Genomic DNA, 16634 nt, shown 5'->3' on the forward strand with positions numbered 1-16634 from the left:
TTAAGCTACTCTTTTTCCCCTCAGAGGACAGGTATGTCATTCACTTCTTTACCCAAACGCCTGACGCTGCTTGCCGTGCTGATCCTGGCGGGCTGTAGCAGTAAAAAAACGCCGGAAGCGCCTGCAAAGCAGCCTGAGGATGTCAAAGCGCAGATCCAACGCCTGCTGCCTGCCAACGTCAGTAACAAATCAGGCTGGGCGGAGGATATCTATACCTCATTCCGCACCCAGGGGCTTGAGGCCAGCGACAGCAACCTGTGCGCGGTCATTGCCGTAGCGGGACAGGAGTCGGGTTTTGACGCCAGCGGTAACGTGCCCGGCATGTCAAAAATTGCCTGGGACGAGATCGACCGCCGCGCGGCGAAGGTTCACGTGCCGGCGTTTTTAGTGCGCACAGCGCTGCTCATCAAATCCAGCAACGGCGAAAGCTATGCCGCGCGGCTGGATAAAGCCAAAAGTGAAAAAGATCTGAGCGATATTTTCGATGACTTTATCGAGATGGTGCCCATGGGGCAGACGTTGTTTGGCAACCTTAACCCTGTGCATACCGGCGGGCCGATGCAGGTGAGCATCGCGTTTGCCGAAGCCCATGCCAAAGGCTACCCATGGCCGGTTGACGGCTCCATCCGCCGTGAGGTTTTCACCCGCCATGGCGGCGTTTATTTCGGCACGATGCACCTGCTCGGTTATCCCACCGATTACAGCAAGCCACTTTACCGCTTTGCGGACTATAACGCGGGCTGGTACGCCAGCCGCAATGCCGCTTTCCAGGCGGCAGTCTCTCGTGCGACAGGCATGAAACTGGCGCTGGATGGCGATCTCATTCAGTACGGCTCAGACAAGGCGGGATCGACGGAGCTGGCGGTGCGCACCCTGGCGAAACGCCTGGATATGAGCAACAGCGAAATTCGCGACGATCTTGAGCAGGGCGAAAAGGCCGAATTCAGTAACAGCGACGTGTGGAAGCAGGTCTTTGCGCTGGCAGATAAAATGGCCGGACGGCGCCTGCCCCGTGAAATGTTGCCGGGCATTAAGCTTGAAAGTCCTAAAATCACCCGCAATTTAACCACCGCGTGGTTTGCTCAGCGCGTGGACGGTCGTTATCAGCAGTGCATGTCACGTCAATAAGCACGGCGTTGTGGCGCAGTTGAACAGAGCTGTGCCACACTTAACCAGGCTCCCCTGTCAGGGGAATAACCCATTTGTTCAACAAGAGGTGCATCATGGACCGATATCCACAGAATGATTCAATAGTTCAGCCTGCATCTCGCGGGTTGCAGGCTTACATGGCACAGGTTTATGGCTGGATGACCTGTGGTTTATTACTCACCGCGTTTGTCTCCTGGTTTGCCGCCCGCACGCCGGCGGTGATGGAGCTGGTGTTTGCAAACCGCATTACCTTCTTCGGCCTGATTATTGTGCAGCTGGCGCTGGTGTTCTTCCTCTCTGGCATGGTCCATCGCCTGAGCGGTGCCGTAGCGACAGGGTTATTTATGCTCTATTCGGCCCTGACCGGGTTAACCATGGCCAGCATCTTCCTGGTGTACACCTATTCCTCCATTGCCAGTACGTTCTTTGTCACGGCGGGGATGTTTGGTGCCATGAGCTTCTATGGCTACACCACCAAGCGCGATCTGAGCCGCCTGGGCAGCCTGCTGTTTATGGCGCTGATCGGTATTCTGCTGGCATCGCTGGTGAACTTCTGGCTGAAAAGCCCGGCGTTGATGTGGGCGATTACCTACATTGGCGTGGTGGTGTTTGTGGGCCTGACGGCCTATGACACGCAGAAACTGAAAAACATTGGCGAGCAGATTGATGCGCGCGACACGGAAAACCTGCGTCGCTACTCGATCATGGGCGCGCTGACGCTCTACCTTGACTTCATCAACCTGTTCCTGATGCTGCTGCGTATTTTCGGCAATCGCCGCTAAAAAACGGGCTGCTCTGGTTTGCCAGAGCAGCCGCTCCCCGGTTACGACTTCTGCAGTTTCTGTTCGTTTTTATGCCGCATATGCTTAGCGCGACTCTCCAGCCCCAGGTACAGCACCAGCGCCAGCAGCAGGGGCAAAATAAAGTAGAGCACCCGGTAGGCCAGCAGGGCGGCAATAATGGTACCGTGAGAAAGATCTTCGCCGCTCAACAGCGCTAAAAACACCGCCTCAAGCACGCCAATCCCCGCCGGAATATGAATAATCACGCCAGCGATACTGCTGATCAATAAAACCCCCAGCACCATCGGATAGCCCACATCCCGGCCCAGTAGCAACCAGATAATGGTGCCCATCACCATCCAGTTGGCACAGGAAACGGCAAACTGAAACAGCGCCATACGTAATGAAGGCAGCTGTAACGTCTGGCCTTTGACCGTCCAGCGGCGACGTTTTGAAAAGGCACAGGACCAGAGGTAGAAGGCGACCAGCACCAGCAAGACAACCCCGATCAGCCGTAGCGTGGTTTCGCCAATAAACCAGCCGCTGGGAATGGAAACCATGCCCGCGCTGAAAACGACGCCCGCCAGCAGGATATAGCCCAGCCAGTTGGTGGCAATGCTGAGTGAGAAAATGCGCGTAATGGTACCGCTGTCCAGGCCAAGGCGTGAGTACAGCCGATAGCGCATAGCCACGCCGCCAACCCAGGTACTGAGGGTGAGGTTAAAGGCATAGCAGATAAACGACACCAGCATCACCTGGCGCCTGGCCAGTTTATGACCGCAGTAGGCGCGACCGATCAGGTCGTAACAGCCATACACGAGGTAACTGACGATCACCAGGCCTGCGGCGGTCAGCACCACAAAACGGTTGTAGTTGACGATAACTTTATAGACGTCATCCCAGTTCACCATGCGTGCATAGATGACCAGCAGCACAATGACGGCCACGAAGAACAGGCCGGTGAGTATTTTTTTTGCCAGTTTCCAGCGCGGATGCGTGTTTGCCATCAGGATTTCGCTCCTTCATTGTTGGCTTCGACGCGATCTTGCGTCTCCATTTCAGGCTGCACGGGCGGGTCAACCTGGGCCAGTTTTGGCGTGTGTGCCGGCAGCCAGCCGGCGATTGCAGGAAAGTGGCGCAGGAAGTGGAACACTACGACGCTTTTCGACAACTGCCACCAGTTACGCGGCGGCAGTTTATCCTCCTGAACGCGCTGGCAATCTTCTGCCAGTAAATGCTCAAGATTGTCGCGTAATGTCTCATTAAAGTGGCGATCGTGAATGATCAGGTTCGCTTCGAGGTTTAGCGATAAACTTAAGGGATCGAGGTTGCTGGAGCCGACCGTCGCCCACTGCTGATCTTTCACCGCCACTTTACCGTGCAGCGGACGACGGCAGTATTCGTAGACCTCCACGCCAGCATCCACCAGATAGTTATAGAGCAGCTCTGCGCCCACTTTCACAATCGGCATATCGGGCTCGCCCTGCACAATCAAACGCACCCGAACCCCGCGCTGTGCCGCATTGCGCATTTCCCGCAACAGTCGGTAGCCGGGGAAAAAATAGGCATTCGCGATAATCACGTCCTGTTTGGCACTGCGCAGCATATCCAGATAGTGCTGTTCAATATCGTCCCGGTGATCATCATTATCGCGATACACGAAGAGCACCTGCGCGTCGCCGGGCAGGGCGTTCTTAGCCGGACGATGTGAACGCTGTCCCCACCAGCGGCGGGTGGTGGCCTGACTGCCGATTGCCTCTTGCAGGTAGCGGGTAATATCCGCCACTACCGGTCCTTTCACCTCAACGGTGTAATCCTGTTTGGCTTCAGGGCCATAGTCGGTGTAGTGCTCGGCGGAGAAATTAATCCCGCCGACAAAGGCGATAACCCCGTCAACCACCACGGTTTTGCGATGCAGGCGGCGAAAGACGTTGGTACGCATGCCCATCACCAGCGGACGCGGATCGTAGTAAATAAAACGGACGCCCGCCTGGGTAAGGCTGTTCACAAAGTCGTCTGACAGCTCCGACGATCCGTAACCATCCACCATCATTTCAACCTTGACGCCGCGCTGTGCTGCGGCCAGCAACTCGCGGTGTAAAGCGTTACCGACATCGTCTTCAAACAGGATAAAGGTTTCCAACAGCACACTGCGCTCGGCACGCTGAATTGCGCCAAAAACCCGGGGGAAAAACGTATCCCCATTTTCCAGCAGGCGCAGTTTATTGCCGTTTTGCCAGTCAAAATTCATAGATGGATCTCCACCGCCAGCGGCGCGTGATCGGAAAGGTGTGACCAGGGTTTACGCGGCAGCGCCCAGGGATGACTCACCGTGGCGTTGCGAACATAAATACGATCCAGTCTTAGAAGAGGAAAGCGGGCCGGGAAGGTGCGTGCCGGTCGCCCATGTTTGATGCTGAATACCTCTTTTAGCCCGGCCCCTTTTTGCAGGATTTTATTGGCGCGTCCCTGCCAGTCGTTAAAATCGCCAGCCACCACCACGGGCGCATCCGGCGGCAGGGCCAGCACCATCTCGTTCAGCATTGCCATTTGGGCGCGACGGTGGGCCGCTTTCAGACCCAGGTGAACGCAGATAACGTGCAGCGTACCGTAGGGCGCGGGGAGCGTAATCTGGCAGTGCAGCATGCCCCGGTTTTCACTACCGGCCACCGAGACATCGCGGTTCTGATATTCGGCAATGGGAAAGCGCGACAGCACGGCATTGCCGTGGTGTCCTTCCGGATAGACTGCGTTACGCCCATAGGCAAAATCATTCCACATGGTGTCAGCCAGAAACTCGTAATGTGAGGTATTGGGCCAGTTTTCATGTTGCAGAGGATGGATGTCATGTGTTCCCATCACCTCCTGCAACAAGACGATATCTGCCGACGTTGCGCGTACGGCTTCGCGCAATTCTGGCAAGATGAAGCGTCGGTTAAACGGGGCAAAACCTTTATGGGTATTGATCGTCAGGACTTTAAATGAAAATCCTTGCTGGATTTGTGGCATACTCGCGACGCGCTCCTTTTCATCTTCATCAACCACAAAGTGTAGTCTTTGTCACAAATGGAGGGTGAAGAAGAGGAATAAATAAGGCGTTATCTGATATTTGCTTTACATTGATGAAACCGTCCCTGGCCGGATCCGGTTGCATTCAGGCAACCCGCCAGGTCTGCAGGAGAAAAAATGAAATTGTCTAATCGCTTTCAAATTATTACCGGTCAAACCTGGGCCCATATCGCTATGCACCTGCTGGTGATTGCCGCGCTGGTATGGGGCTGGAAACACAAAGCACTGGTCGAAGTGTGCAGTACCCTGGTGGTGACGTATGCAGGGGTGTTTATCGCCATGCTGATCACGCAGCGTAGTGCCCGTTTGCGTACCCTCGGTGATTACCTCGAAGAGGCGACGACCACCTACTACTTCGGCGCTGCGATGATGACGCTGTTCCTGGTCTCTCGCATTTTCCACAACAATCTGCTGCTGGCCAGCCTGGGCATGGTTATGCTACTGGGCCCGGCACTGGTTTCTCTGCTGGCCAAAGAGCCTGCACGACGCATTGAGAAAAAACGCAGTTAACTGAACCGTCCGATAACCAAAGCCACCGTAAGGTGGCTTTGTTGTTTAGGCCGTTTGTAATCAATTGTGAGCTATCTCGCACAGGAACGTTAAAGCTGTTACACTCCGCCGCTTATGCATCGTAGTTTGCACCCTTTTCACGCGTCAGCGTCAGCTGGCGTCACTATCCCTCTGAAAACTACACCGTGAAACACGGTCAGAGTGGACCGGAGTAATACTCGTCATGTCTTTTGACTCTCTCGGCCTGAGTGCCGATATTTTGCGTGCGGTTGCTGAGCAAGGCTACAGCGAACCGACTCCTATCCAGCGCCAGGCGATTCCTGTGGTGCTGTCCGGCCGCGATCTGCTGGCAAGTGCGCAGACCGGCACCGGCAAAACGGCCGGATTCACGCTGCCTTTACTACAGAAGCTGTCGGCGAATACCGGCGCAGTACGTGGACGTCGTCCGGTGCGTGCGCTGATCCTCACGCCTACCCGTGAACTGGCCGCTCAGGTCGGGGAAAACGTTGTTGAATACAGTAAGTATTTACCGCTTCGTTCGCTGGTGGTGTTTGGTGGTGTCAGCATTAACCCGCAGATGATGAAGCTGCGCGGCGGGGTCGATATTCTGGTGGCAACACCGGGCCGTTTACTGGACCTGGTCCATCAGAACGCCGTTGACCTCTCTCAGGTGGAAGTGCTGGTTCTGGATGAGGCCGATCGTATGCTCGATATGGGCTTCATCCACGATATTCGCCGTGTGCTGGCAAAACTGCCTGCCAAACGTCAGAACCTGCTGTTCTCTGCCACCTTCTCGGACGAGATTAAAACCCTGGCAGAAAAACTGCTGCATAACCCGGAGCAGGTGGAAGTGGCACGCCGCAACACCGCTTCGGAGCAGGTTTCTCAACAGGTGCATTTTGTTGATAAGAAACGCAAACGGGAACTGCTGTCGCAGCTGATCGGCGAAGGTAACTGGCAGCAGGTGCTGGTGTTTACCCGAACCAAGCATGGGGCTAACCACCTTGCAGAACAGTTGGGTAAAGACGGTATTACCGCTGCGGCGATTCACGGCAATAAGAGTCAGGGTGCACGTACGCGCGCACTGGCTGATTTTAAATCCGGCGCAATTCGCGTGCTGGTGGCCACCGATATCGCGGCCCGTGGCCTGGATATTGAAGAACTCCCACACGTCGTAAACTATGAGCTGCCAAACGTAGCGGAAGACTATGTGCATCGTATTGGTCGTACCGGCCGTGCGGCGGCAACCGGCGTCGCACTGTCACTGGTGTGCGTGGATGAACACAAACTGCTGCGCGATATTGAACGTCTGCTTAAGCGTGAAATTCCGCGTCTGGCCGTACCGGGCTATGAGCCGGATCCAAGCATCAAAGCGGAACCTATCGTGAATGGCCGTCAGTCACAGCAGCCACGCGGCCGTGGTCGCAGCCAGGGCGGACAGGGTGCAGGCGCTGCGCGTCCGCAAGGGGACAAGCGTTCACAGCCCCGTCGTCAGGGACCGGCAGCGGGCCCGTCTGACAAGCCAGCCGCGCGTCCACGTCGCCCAGCGCCTAAGCGTAGCGGAAACGCCTGACAATGCGGGTTTTACTGGCACCGATGGAAGGCGTACTGGATTCTCTGGTGCGCCAGCTGTTAACGGAGGTCAACGACTACGATCTGTGCATTACAGAATTTTTGCGCGTCGTGGATCAACTCTTGCCGGTAAAATCCTTTTATCGACTCTGCCCTGAACTGCACCATGCCAGCCGCACGCCCTCGGGTACGCTGGTCCGGCTGCAACTGCTGGGGCAGCATCCGGACTGGCTGGCGGAAAACGCCGCACGAGCGGTTACTCTGGGCTCCTGGGGCGTTGATCTGAACTGTGGTTGTCCATCAAAGCTGGTCAACGGCAGCGGCGGCGGTGCCACGCTGTTAAAAGATCCCGATTTAATCTATCGCGCGGCAAAAGCCATGCGGGCAGCGGTACCGGCTTCGTTGCCCGTCACGGTGAAGGTGCGGCTGGGATGGGATTCCAGCGCGCGCAGTATGGAAATTGCGGATGCGGTACAGCAGGCCGGCGCCAGCGAGCTGGTGGTGCATGGTCGAACCAAAGAAGACGGTTATCGTGCCGAGGCGATCAACTGGCAGGCCATCGGCGACATCCGTCAGCGCCTGCGTATTCCGGTTATCGCGAATGGCGAGATCTGGGACTGGCAAACGGCCCAGGACTGCCTGCGGACCACCGGTTGTGATGCCGTGATGATTGGCCGAGGCGCGCTTAACGTGCCTAACCTGAGTCGGGTCATCAAATACAATGACGCGCCCATGTCCTGGCCGGAGGTGGTGGCGCTGTTGCAGAAATATACCCGGCTGGAAAAACAGGGCGATACCGGCATGTACCATGTTGCCCGTATCAAACAGTGGCTCGGGTATTTACGTAAAGCCTACGTTGAAGCCGGTGAGCTGTTCGGTGAAATTCGCGCGTTAAAATCATCCCAGGATATCGCCACGGCCATCGACCGTTATGCCCGGTTGCAAGAGCAGGCCAGCTCTGAAGCCTTCAGTGTGGTGAAAACAAGTTAGCGCAGCGTCCTGCCGCGCTTGGCTTGCCATTAATACTTTTCAGGCACGATCATCGTGTCCGGCACGTCATTACGGCGGTAATCCTGCGACCGTTCACGCGGTGGCAAAATAATTTCATCATGCGTAGCGTCTTCATAAGGCACCTGTTGCAAGAGGTGGCTGATGCAGTTCAGTCGCGCACGCTTTTTATCCACGCCCTGAACGACCCACCAGGGCGCATCCGGGATATGGGTCCGGCTCAGCATCTCTTCTTTGGCTTCGGTATAATCTTCCCAGCGGCGGCGACTTTCCAGGTCCATCGGGCTGAGTTTCCACTGCTTCAGCGGATCGTGAATACGGCTCAAAAAGCGCAGTTCCTGCTCCTCGTCCGTAATGGAAAACCAGTATTTGACGATTTGAATACCGCTACGGGTCAGCATTTTTTCAAATTCCGGCACGCTACGATAGAACTCCTCGACGTCAGCCTCACTGCAAAAGCCCATCACCCGTTCCACGCCCGCCCGGTTGTACCAGCTCCGGTCGAACAGCACCATTTCCCCGGCGGCGGGCAGATGAGCAATGTAACGCTGGAAATACCACTGGGTTTTTTCGCGGTCGTTAGGCGCTGGCAGGGCGGCAACCCGGCAGGTGCGCGGGTTAAGGCGTTGCGTGATGCGTTTGATAACACCGCCTTTACCGGCGGCGTCGCGGCCTTCGAACAGAATGACCAGCCGATGGCCGGTGCGCATCACCCAGTCCTGAAGCTTAACCAGTTCGCCCTGCAGGTGCAGCAGTTCGCGAAAATAGCGACGACGCCAGGCCTTCTCATCATTCCCGTCAGGCGTGGTCTCGCCAAAACGCAGGTCGTCGAGTTCCATCTCCAGTTCTTCATCGTAGCTGTCGTAGAACTCCTGTAACAGACGCTGATTAAATGTATCCCGGTTGAAGCTGTTATCGTGTGTTGCCATAACGAATCACCTGGTCAGATGTGGATAAACAGCCCGTAGAGCAGGGCAGAAAGTAAGACTGAAACCGGCAGCGTCAATATCCAGGCCACTGCCAGATTCCGCAGCGTGGACATTTGCAGGCCCGATCGGTTCGCCGCCATGGTGCCTGCCACACCGGAGGAGAGAACGTGCGTGGTGGACACAGGCAAACCGAATGCGTCGGCCGCACCGATGGTCACCATCGCCACCAGTTCGGCGCTGGCACCCTGCGCATAGGTCAGATGGGTTTTACCGATACGTTCCCCCACGGTGACCACAATGCGACGCCAGCCCACCATTGTGCCCAGCCCCAGTGCAATCGCCACGACCACCTTCACCCAGACAGGAATAAAGCGCGTAGCGCTGTCCAGCTCGGTTTTCACGGCGGTTAAATTGCGTTCAGTGTCGTCCGGCAGGGCAACGTGGGCGCTTTGCAAATGTTTAATGGACTCCGACGCGAGGTACATTTGATTGCGCGTGTTGCTCACGGATTGCGCCGGGATATTTTCCATCGAGCCGTAGCGGCGGATCTGTTCGCCCACGTCGTGCAGCGTCATCGCCAGGGCCGGCAGCACGTTGGCATTCATTTTTTCGCTGCTGACAAACGCGGTTAACACGTCCCGTGGGGCCGGTGCGGGCGTGGTGGCAGGCTGAATGTGCAGGAGCTGGCGCGCCGTGACGTCGGTCAGGGCGGCCACGCGCGGGATCTGATCGGGCGGCAGGGAACGGTTCAGGGCATAGGCGATCGGCATGGTGCCGACCAGGATCAGCATGATGAGCCCCATGCCTTTTTGTCCGTCATTCGATCCATGGGCAAAAGAGACGCCGGTACAGGTCAGAATCAGCAGTCCACGGATCCAGACGGGCGGCGGCTCGTTGCTCTGCGGGGCCTGATAAAGCTGACGGTTACGAATAAACAGCTTCATCGTCCACAGTAGCAGGGCGGCGCAGACAAACCCCACCACCGGCGACAGCAGAAGGGCATAACCGACTTTGAGCGCCTGCTCCCAGTCCACACCGCTCAGCCCGCTGCGGCCGTGCAGCATGGCATTGGCAACGCCCACTCCGATGATCGAGCCAATCAAGGTGTGCGAGGAGGAAGAGGGCAGGCCAAGATACCAGGTGCCCAGGTTCCAGATAATGGCCGAGAAGAGCAGGGCATAAATCATGGCAAAACCGTTGCCGCTGCTGGCCTGCAATATCAGTTCGACGGGCAGCAACGAAATAATCCCAAACGCCACCACACCGCTGGAGAGCATCACGCCAAGGAAATTGCAGAATCCCGACCAGACCACGGCAACACCGGGCGTCAGAGAGTGTGTATAGATGACCGTCGCGACCGCATTTGCGGTATCGTGAAAACCGTTTACAAACTCAAAGCCCAGCGCAATCAGCAGCGCGAGGCCCAATAAAAAGAAGGGTAAGTAACTGGTGACCGGCGTGTTGGTTTTTTCTACGTCATGAAACAGGTTAAATCCGGCAAAGGCCAGACCGGCGATCAGCAGAAGAAAGAAAATCGGTTTTGTGAAGCGGCTACCTTTGCCATTGAAATCGGGTCGTCCATGAGTCGGGCCTGAAGAGGGTAAACTGTTTTCGCTCATGCAAAACCTCATAGCGGATGCAGATGCGGATTTACATCTGTTTCACGCTGTGTGATACCCGCTTTTTGTGACAAAAAAATGATCTGCGCCGTGAGAGGTCATTTTGCTGTAACAAAACTTCAGCAGGCTGAACCTCTTTATTAATGATGCTGACAGGATAGCCATGGCGACAGACGTTGTTCTTACCCCACAAAAACGTGATTTTGATGATGATGTGGCAGGACTCATTCATGGTTATCTCTTTTCTCCCGATGCCCTTCCTGTTCGCCTGAATGCCCGTGAAGCAGTTAAACTCGGTGAGCATCTTCCTGATGACGGCTTTCTCTGGCTGCATATCAATCTGAACCATGCCCGCGCGCAGCACTGGGTGCAGAGTCATTTTCAGGTGGATGATGACTTCTTCGATGAAATTCACTCGGCCTCGCCGCGAACCCGGCTGGCGGAGCAAAGTAGCGCGTTGCTGGCGGTACTCAACGACGTCACGCTTAACCAGGAGAACCGCAGTACGCAAAATGCGACGCTGTGGATATGGTGCCGGCGTAACCTGGTGGTCAGCGCACGTTATCGCCCGTCAGTGATGATTGAAAAGATGCAGCAGAGGTTAGCCCGGCATAGCTTTCCCAGTGCAGAGGCTTTGTTGCTTTATCTGCTTGGTGAGCAGGAGTCGCAACTGGAACAGGTCGTGCGGCGCATCAGTCAGGTGGTCGATAACATTGAAGAGCGCCTCTTAAGCCCCGCCATTAAAGCTAATCGCAGCGAGCTGGGGCACTATCGGCGCATGCTGTTGCGGATTCAGCGCCTCCTGGCACCTGAACCGGCGGCGCTGTTTCGCTTGCTCAACCGACCTCCGGCCTGGCTCAACCACGACACGCTCCGCGAGCTGCGGGCGTTTACCGAAGAGTTCAGCGTGGTGCTCAACGATCTCGCCAGCCTGATGGAGCGCATCCGGCTGTTGCAGGAAGAGATTGCAGCGCGTCTGATGGAACAGAGTAACCGCACGCTCTACCTGTTAACCGTGATAACCGTTCTGGCACTGCCAATTAATATTGTGGCGGGATTTTTTGGCATGAATGTAGGCGGTATTCCGCTGGCAGCGAATCCGCACGGGTTTTTACTGCTGGTGCTGATCGTGCTCGCGTTTACCCTGCTGGCGGGCTGGCTGGCCTTGCGAAGGCCCAGCGTGTAGAGGCTGCGCCCGGTGACAAAGCCTGTAAAGGGCACAAAAAAAAAGCCAGCCCGGTTAACCGGCGCTGGCTTTTTACCCAGTGAAGGATCAGACCTTACAGATTACCATTGCTTGCTGGCGCAGGCTGTGACGGCTGCACAGGCTGTGAAGGCTGAACCTGCGGCTGCTGTTCTGCCGGTTGCGACTGCTGAGGCTCAGGCTGCACAGCGACCGGATTCGTTGGCTGTGACATCACCGGCGTCATCGGCTCTTCCTTCGGCTCGGCATCTTCGCCTTCGGTTACCTGAACAGGCGCGGGCACCACGTTGTTTTCTGGCGCGTTAACCTGCACGGGCATACCGGAGCGGTTCTGAATCGCTTTATCAACCTGAGACTGGTTGATGCTGCCGTCTACCAGAACTTTGCCAACGGCCTGGGTCAGCGTAATTGGCACCAGCTCACGAGAGTTAAACTGCTCTTCCGTGGTCGAGAGCGGATTGTGCACTTCCATCCAGCGTGAACCGTCTGGCTCAACCGAGGCTTTCACCGGCTGGTTGATAAACTGCACGCGCGTGCCAACCGGCACATGATCGAACAGCCATTTGATGTCGTCGGCACGTAAGCGCACACAACCGTGACTGACCCGCAGGCCAATACCGAAGTTAGCGTTGGTGCCGTGAATGGCATACAGACGACCGATATAGAGCGCATACAGCCCCATCGGGTTATCCGGACCGGCCGGGAAGACGGCAGGCAGGTTTTCACCACGTGAAGCGTACTCCGCGTGCATCGCTTTCGTTGGCGTCCACGTCGGACCATCTTTTTTACGCTGAACAGTGGTGGTCCAGTTCAGCGGCGTGTCTTTACCCAGTTCACCGATACCGATAGGCAGTACAACCACCGTTTTGGTGCCTTTCGGATAGTAGTAAAGACGCATTTCAGCACTGTTGATCACAATGCCTTCACGCGGCGCGTCAGGTAACAGTAACTGCTGTGGGATAATCAGTTTGCTGCCAGGTTTTGGCAGATAAACGTCAACGCCCGGGTTGGCTTCCAGCATATTGCTGAGGCCCATTTGGAACTGAGCTGCAAAAGCTTCCAGAGGTAATTTGCTGTCCTCGGGAATGGTAATTTCAATATTTTGCCCGGTCAGACGGCTGTTTGCCGGCGGTAACGGGTAAACAACAGCAAGGGCTGACTGACTGAATGCCGCCAAAGCCAATGCAAGTGAAGCGAACGCGCGAATGCTTTTTTTCATATTTTACAAGTCTTTATCGCCATGTTTCAGGCTTGTCAATGTATCGAACCCATGCTGGTCACTATGACCTGCTGCGCATTATATGTTCATTAAACTGATGTTGTGAATCAGGATTTTAACCGCTTTAAAATACTTTACCTGACTCGCCTGCGTTATCTGCCTTTGTTCTTTACCAATTTGGGCGAAAAACAGCCCATTATGGCTGCCAAAGCGTGACGTCCCCGTTTAGCTTACGGTTCAGGAAAAACGCGGCGCTGATCAACGCAAGATGCGTCAACGCCTGGGGCGTATTTCCCAGTGCCTGCCCATGACTGTCAAACTCTTCCGCATACAAACCCAACGGATTAGCGTAGCTCAGTAATTTCTCGAACTCAAAATGTGCCTCGCGAATGCGTCCGGCACGCGCCAGACATTCCACATACCAGAACGAGCAGGCACCAAAGGAGCCCTCTGCGCCCGTTAGCCCATCAGCTGGCGTTTCGTGAATGTTATAACGACGTACCATGCCGTCGCTCACCAGGTTCACCTGGATGGCATCCAGCGTGGCGATCCAGTCCGGATCGGTGGCGCCCACAAAACGCACCAGCGGCATCAGCAGCATGGAGGCATCAAGGTGTTCACCGTGGCGGGTCGAAACAAAATGCCCGCGTTCACTGTTCCAGAAATTCTTCCAGATATCATCGCGGATCTCGCGACGGGTTTTGTCCCAGCGATCGTAAGGCATCGGCAGTGAACGCTTCATTGCCAGCCGCAGGCCCCGATCCAGAGCGACCCAACACATTAAACGTGAGTGAAGGAAGTGCTCCGGCTCGCCGCGCATTTCCCAGATGCCGGCATCGGGCTGATGCCAGTTATCGCACAGCCAGTCCAGCATTTCTGACACATGATTCCAGCCCCGCTGAGAAATGGCCTCGCCGTATTTGTTGGACAGGTAGATGGCATCCATCAGTTCGCCATAAATATCTAACTGTTTTTGCCGCCAGGCATCGTTGCCAATGCGCACCGGACTGGAGTTGGCATAGCCAGAGAGGTTAAGCAGCGACATCTCCTGAAGATCCGTACTGCTGTCCAGGCGGTACATCACCTGCAGCCGCATTTCATCATGGTGGCTGTTTTCTACACAGCGACCGACCCATTCCGTAAAGTGCTTGGCTTCGTCCACGTAACCCAGCCGCATCAGGGCGTACATGCTGAATGAGGCATCCCGTATCCACGAAGCGCGGTAATCCCAGTTGCGTTCGCCGCCCAGCTCCTCGGGCAGGCCAAAGGTGGCAGCCGCGGCGATGGAGCCGTGTTGCCAGGAGGTCAGCAGCTTAAGTACCAGCGCAGAGCGTTGTACCATCTCCTGCCAGCGACCGTGATAGGTGCTGCGGCTGCTCCATTCCCGCCAGTAGCTCAGCGTTTCTTCAAAGCAGTTGGCGGTGGCCAGCTTTTCGATGTGGGCATCCTGTACGCTGCCAAATTCGAATTCGGCATGTTCACCGGCTTTAAGCTCAAAACTGGCGGTGGCGTGATTGCCCTCCAGCGTCATCACCACCGTTGCTGCCAGGCGCAGCGAGGGCTGATCGGTGGCGTGAAAATCAATACAGCCCCGCTGTACCTCAGCGCGGGTGTCCGCCCGGGCGTAATCATGGCGCGGGGAGCACACCATATTAAAGCGTGCCCGGCCCCGAACCATCTTTACCTGACGGATGATACGCGGCAGTTTATCCTGCCGGTCGCAAATCGGCATGTAGTCGGTGATCTCGGCGACGCCTTCTTCGGCCAGCCAGCGGGTCTGCAGGATGTTGGTATCAGGCAGATAGATTTGCTGGCGACGGGCGTTTTGCCAGTCGGGTGCCAGGGAAAACAGGCCGGCCTCGTCGCTGTCCAGCAGGGCGGAAAACACCGATGGGCTGTCCAGTTCCGGCCAGCAGAGATAATCGATAGTGCCATCGTTTGCGACCAGGGCGCAGGTGCGTAAATCGCCTATTACGCCATGGTCGTCAATCTTACGTTTAACCTTACTCATCGGTTTCTCCCTGTCAGTGTCAGCCTTAACTATAGCCAGGTGCCTTCATCGCGCTGTGTTCTGACACAGATCGTTAATCCGGGCGCCGGGCCGTCCGCAAACGGCACAATTTTCATTGCGGTATATACTTTTCATACACTTCCAGAGGAGACCGTCATGACTACACCACAACGAAAAGTTGCAATCGTTACCGCGTCGGATTCAGGCATTGGCAGTCGTTGTGCTGAAATGTTAGCAGAGCAGGGGTTTGATATTGGCATCACCTGGCGGTCTGATGAGGAAGGCGCACAGCGCACGGCAAAACGGGTGGCGGAGATTGGGCAGCGAGCTGAGACGATCCAGCTCGACCTGGCCGATCCGCCCGCAGGGGGCAAGGTTCTGCAGCAGCTTATAGACAAGCTGGGCCGCATTGATGTTCTGGTCAACAATGCCGGGGCGAATTTCAAAGCGGACTTTATGGACGTGACCTGGGAAGACTGGCGTAAGACATTTAGCGTAGATGTGGATGGCGTGTTTATCTGCGGCCAGGTTGCGGCACGCAACATGATCAAGCAGGGGCAGGGCGGACGTATCATCAACATCACCTCCGTGCATGAACACACTCCGCTGCCGGGTTCCGTTGCCTACACCGCGGCCAAACATGCGGCAGGCGGGCTGACTAAATCGATGGCCTTGAGTTTGCTGCCCCACAATATTCTGGTGAATGCCGTGGCGCCAGGCGCGATCGCCACGCCGATGAACAAAATGACCGATGACGATGCGCACAAGGTCAAAATGCCTGAGATCCCTGCGGGTCGTCCAGGAGATACGCACGAAATTGCCAGCATGGTGGCCTGGCTGAGCTCTGAATGGGCCACCTATACCACCGGCCAGTCATTTATCATCGATGGCGGCTTTATGCTGGCAAATCCCCAGTTCAAGGGTTACTGATCGTCGGCCCGGCGGTTATTCCAGTGGCGAATGGCCCAGCGAACCCCAAAGGCAAAGAGCACGGCGGCAGCCAGCCACAGCAGATGTTTAAAGTGCTGATCAAGCTTGTGCAGCCAGGGGGCAATGATTCCGCCAGCAAAATAGCCGAGTGTCACAAACAGCAGTGACCATAATGCCGCCCCAATGATGTTAAGCGCCAGAAACTTCAGCGGATTGAGGCGGCTTGCCCCAATGATAATGGGACCAATCAGGCGAAAGCCGTACATAAAGCGCGCGCCGATCACGAACAGGCTGGGACGCCGCTTAATCAGGCGGTTAGCTTTAACAATTTTGTCCTGATGTTTTTTAAACCGCCGCAGGATGCCTGTACCAAAGCGCCGGCCAATCCAGAAGAGCAGCTGGTCGCCCAGAATGCCGCCTGCCATCGCCGCCAGTACCACACCCGCGTAATGCAGTAATCCTTCATGCGCGGCTACGCCGCCCAGCAACAGAAATGTTTCCCCTTCGGCAATACAGCCGATAAACAGTGCAAGATAGCCGTACTGCGTAATTAATGCGTTGATATCCAAATGCAAGGTGCACTTCCTGTGTGAAGAAATTTCTTTCAGTTTATACCTGATTCGTTAAGCCAT

15 protein-coding genes are annotated in these 16634 nt (G+C 56.0%); 7 read left to right on the forward strand and 8 right to left on the reverse strand.

Annotation, left to right across the window (positions count from 1 at the left end):
• Positions 1-33 precede the first annotated feature (33 nt).
• On the forward strand, positions 34-1128 hold the full coding sequence (locus EL29_RS03695; protein WP_019106151.1) for a DUF1615 domain-containing protein: 1095 nt from the start codon (positions 34-36) through the stop codon (positions 1126-1128).
• Positions 1129-1223: 95 nt separating this feature from the next.
• Positions 1224-1931 carry a Bax inhibitor-1/YccA family protein gene (locus tag EL29_RS03700; protein WP_014593230.1) on the forward strand — a complete coding sequence of 236 codons (708 nt, stop codon included), beginning with the start codon at positions 1224-1226 and terminating at the stop codon, positions 1929-1931.
• A gap of 41 nt (positions 1932-1972) precedes the next feature.
• On the opposite strand, the gene EL29_RS03705 is transcribed toward EL29_RS03700, so the two are convergent.
• The 3 genes from EL29_RS03705 to EL29_RS03715 are packed head-to-tail and all read right to left on the reverse strand — an operon-like array spanning position 1973 to position 4940.
• Positions 1973-2938, reverse strand: a complete 966-nt coding sequence (locus EL29_RS03705; RefSeq protein ID WP_028714961.1) for a lysylphosphatidylglycerol synthase domain-containing protein — start codon at positions 2936-2938, stop codon at positions 1973-1975.
• The gene (gene clsB, locus EL29_RS03710; RefSeq protein ID WP_014606268.1) at positions 2938-4182 is read right to left on the reverse strand and encodes a cardiolipin synthase ClsB; all 1245 of its coding nucleotides are present in this window, start codon (positions 4180-4182) and stop codon (positions 2938-2940) included. The genes EL29_RS03705 and clsB overlap by 1 nt, the downstream gene beginning before the upstream one ends.
• The gene (locus EL29_RS03715; protein WP_014593233.1) at positions 4179-4940 is read right to left on the reverse strand and encodes an endonuclease/exonuclease/phosphatase family protein; all 762 of its coding nucleotides are present in this window, start codon (positions 4938-4940) and stop codon (positions 4179-4181) included. Before EL29_RS03715 ends, clsB begins: the two co-directional genes overlap by 4 nt.
• 177 nt (positions 4941-5117) lie before the next feature.
• Here EL29_RS03715 and EL29_RS03720 point away from each other — a divergent pair, with 177 nt between their 5' ends.
• The 3 genes from EL29_RS03720 to dusC all read left to right on the forward strand — a co-directional run bounded on the left by EL29_RS03720 (position 5118) and on the right by dusC (position 8072).
• Entirely contained in the window at positions 5118-5510 is a 393-nt protein-coding gene (locus EL29_RS03720) for a YbhQ family protein (RefSeq protein ID WP_013025119.1), read from the forward strand.
• Positions 5511-5733: 223 nt separating this feature from the next.
• Entirely contained in the window at positions 5734-7083 is a 1350-nt protein-coding gene (gene rhlE / locus EL29_RS03725) for an ATP-dependent RNA helicase RhlE (RefSeq protein WP_014593234.1), read from the forward strand.
• Positions 7084-7085: 2 nt separating this feature from the next.
• The gene (gene dusC / locus EL29_RS03730) at positions 7086-8072 is read left to right on the forward strand and encodes a tRNA dihydrouridine(16) synthase DusC (protein ID WP_028714962.1); all 987 of its coding nucleotides are present in this window, start codon (positions 7086-7088) and stop codon (positions 8070-8072) included.
• Between the two features lie 29 nt (positions 8073-8101).
• Here dusC and ppk2 read toward each other — a convergent pair whose 3' ends face one another.
• Positions 8102-9019, reverse strand: a complete 918-nt coding sequence (ppk2, locus tag EL29_RS03735) for a polyphosphate kinase 2 (RefSeq protein WP_013025123.1) — start codon at positions 9017-9019, stop codon at positions 8102-8104.
• 14 nt (positions 9020-9033) lie between these two features.
• A complete protein-coding gene (locus EL29_RS03740) occupies positions 9034-10638 on the reverse strand; it encodes an inorganic phosphate transporter (RefSeq protein ID WP_014606264.1) in 1605 nt (534 codons plus the stop codon).
• 163 nt (positions 10639-10801) lie between these two features.
• Here EL29_RS03740 and EL29_RS03745 point away from each other — a divergent pair, with 163 nt between their 5' ends.
• Entirely contained in the window at positions 10802-11824 is a 1023-nt protein-coding gene (locus EL29_RS03745; RefSeq protein WP_014606263.1) for a transporter, read from the forward strand.
• Between the two features lie 94 nt (positions 11825-11918).
• On the opposite strand, the gene EL29_RS03750 is transcribed toward EL29_RS03745, so the two are convergent.
• Entirely contained in the window at positions 11919-13061 is a 1143-nt protein-coding gene (locus tag EL29_RS03750) for a L,D-transpeptidase family protein (RefSeq protein WP_014593237.1), read from the reverse strand.
• A 196-nt stretch (positions 13062-13257) separates the two neighbouring features.
• A complete protein-coding gene (locus EL29_RS03755) occupies positions 13258-15072 on the reverse strand; it encodes a glycoside hydrolase family 15 protein (RefSeq protein WP_028714963.1) in 1815 nt (604 codons plus the stop codon).
• A 156-nt stretch (positions 15073-15228) separates the two neighbouring features.
• Between EL29_RS03755 and EL29_RS03760 the strand changes: the two genes are divergently transcribed.
• Positions 15229-16002, forward strand: a complete 774-nt coding sequence (locus EL29_RS03760; RefSeq protein WP_022623669.1) for an SDR family oxidoreductase — start codon at positions 15229-15231, stop codon at positions 16000-16002.
• Here EL29_RS03760 and EL29_RS03765 read toward each other — a convergent pair.
• Positions 15996-16577 carry a DedA family protein gene (locus EL29_RS03765; RefSeq protein WP_014593240.1) on the reverse strand — a complete coding sequence of 194 codons (582 nt, stop codon included), beginning with the start codon at positions 16575-16577 and terminating at the stop codon, positions 15996-15998. The two genes, EL29_RS03760 and EL29_RS03765, sit on opposite strands and share 7 nt — an antisense overlap.
• Between the last annotated feature and the right edge of the window lie 57 nt (positions 16578-16634).

Source organism: Pantoea ananatis LMG 2665, assembly GCF_000710035.2.
Classification (GTDB): Bacteria; Pseudomonadota; Gammaproteobacteria; order Enterobacterales; family Enterobacteriaceae; genus Pantoea; species Pantoea ananatis.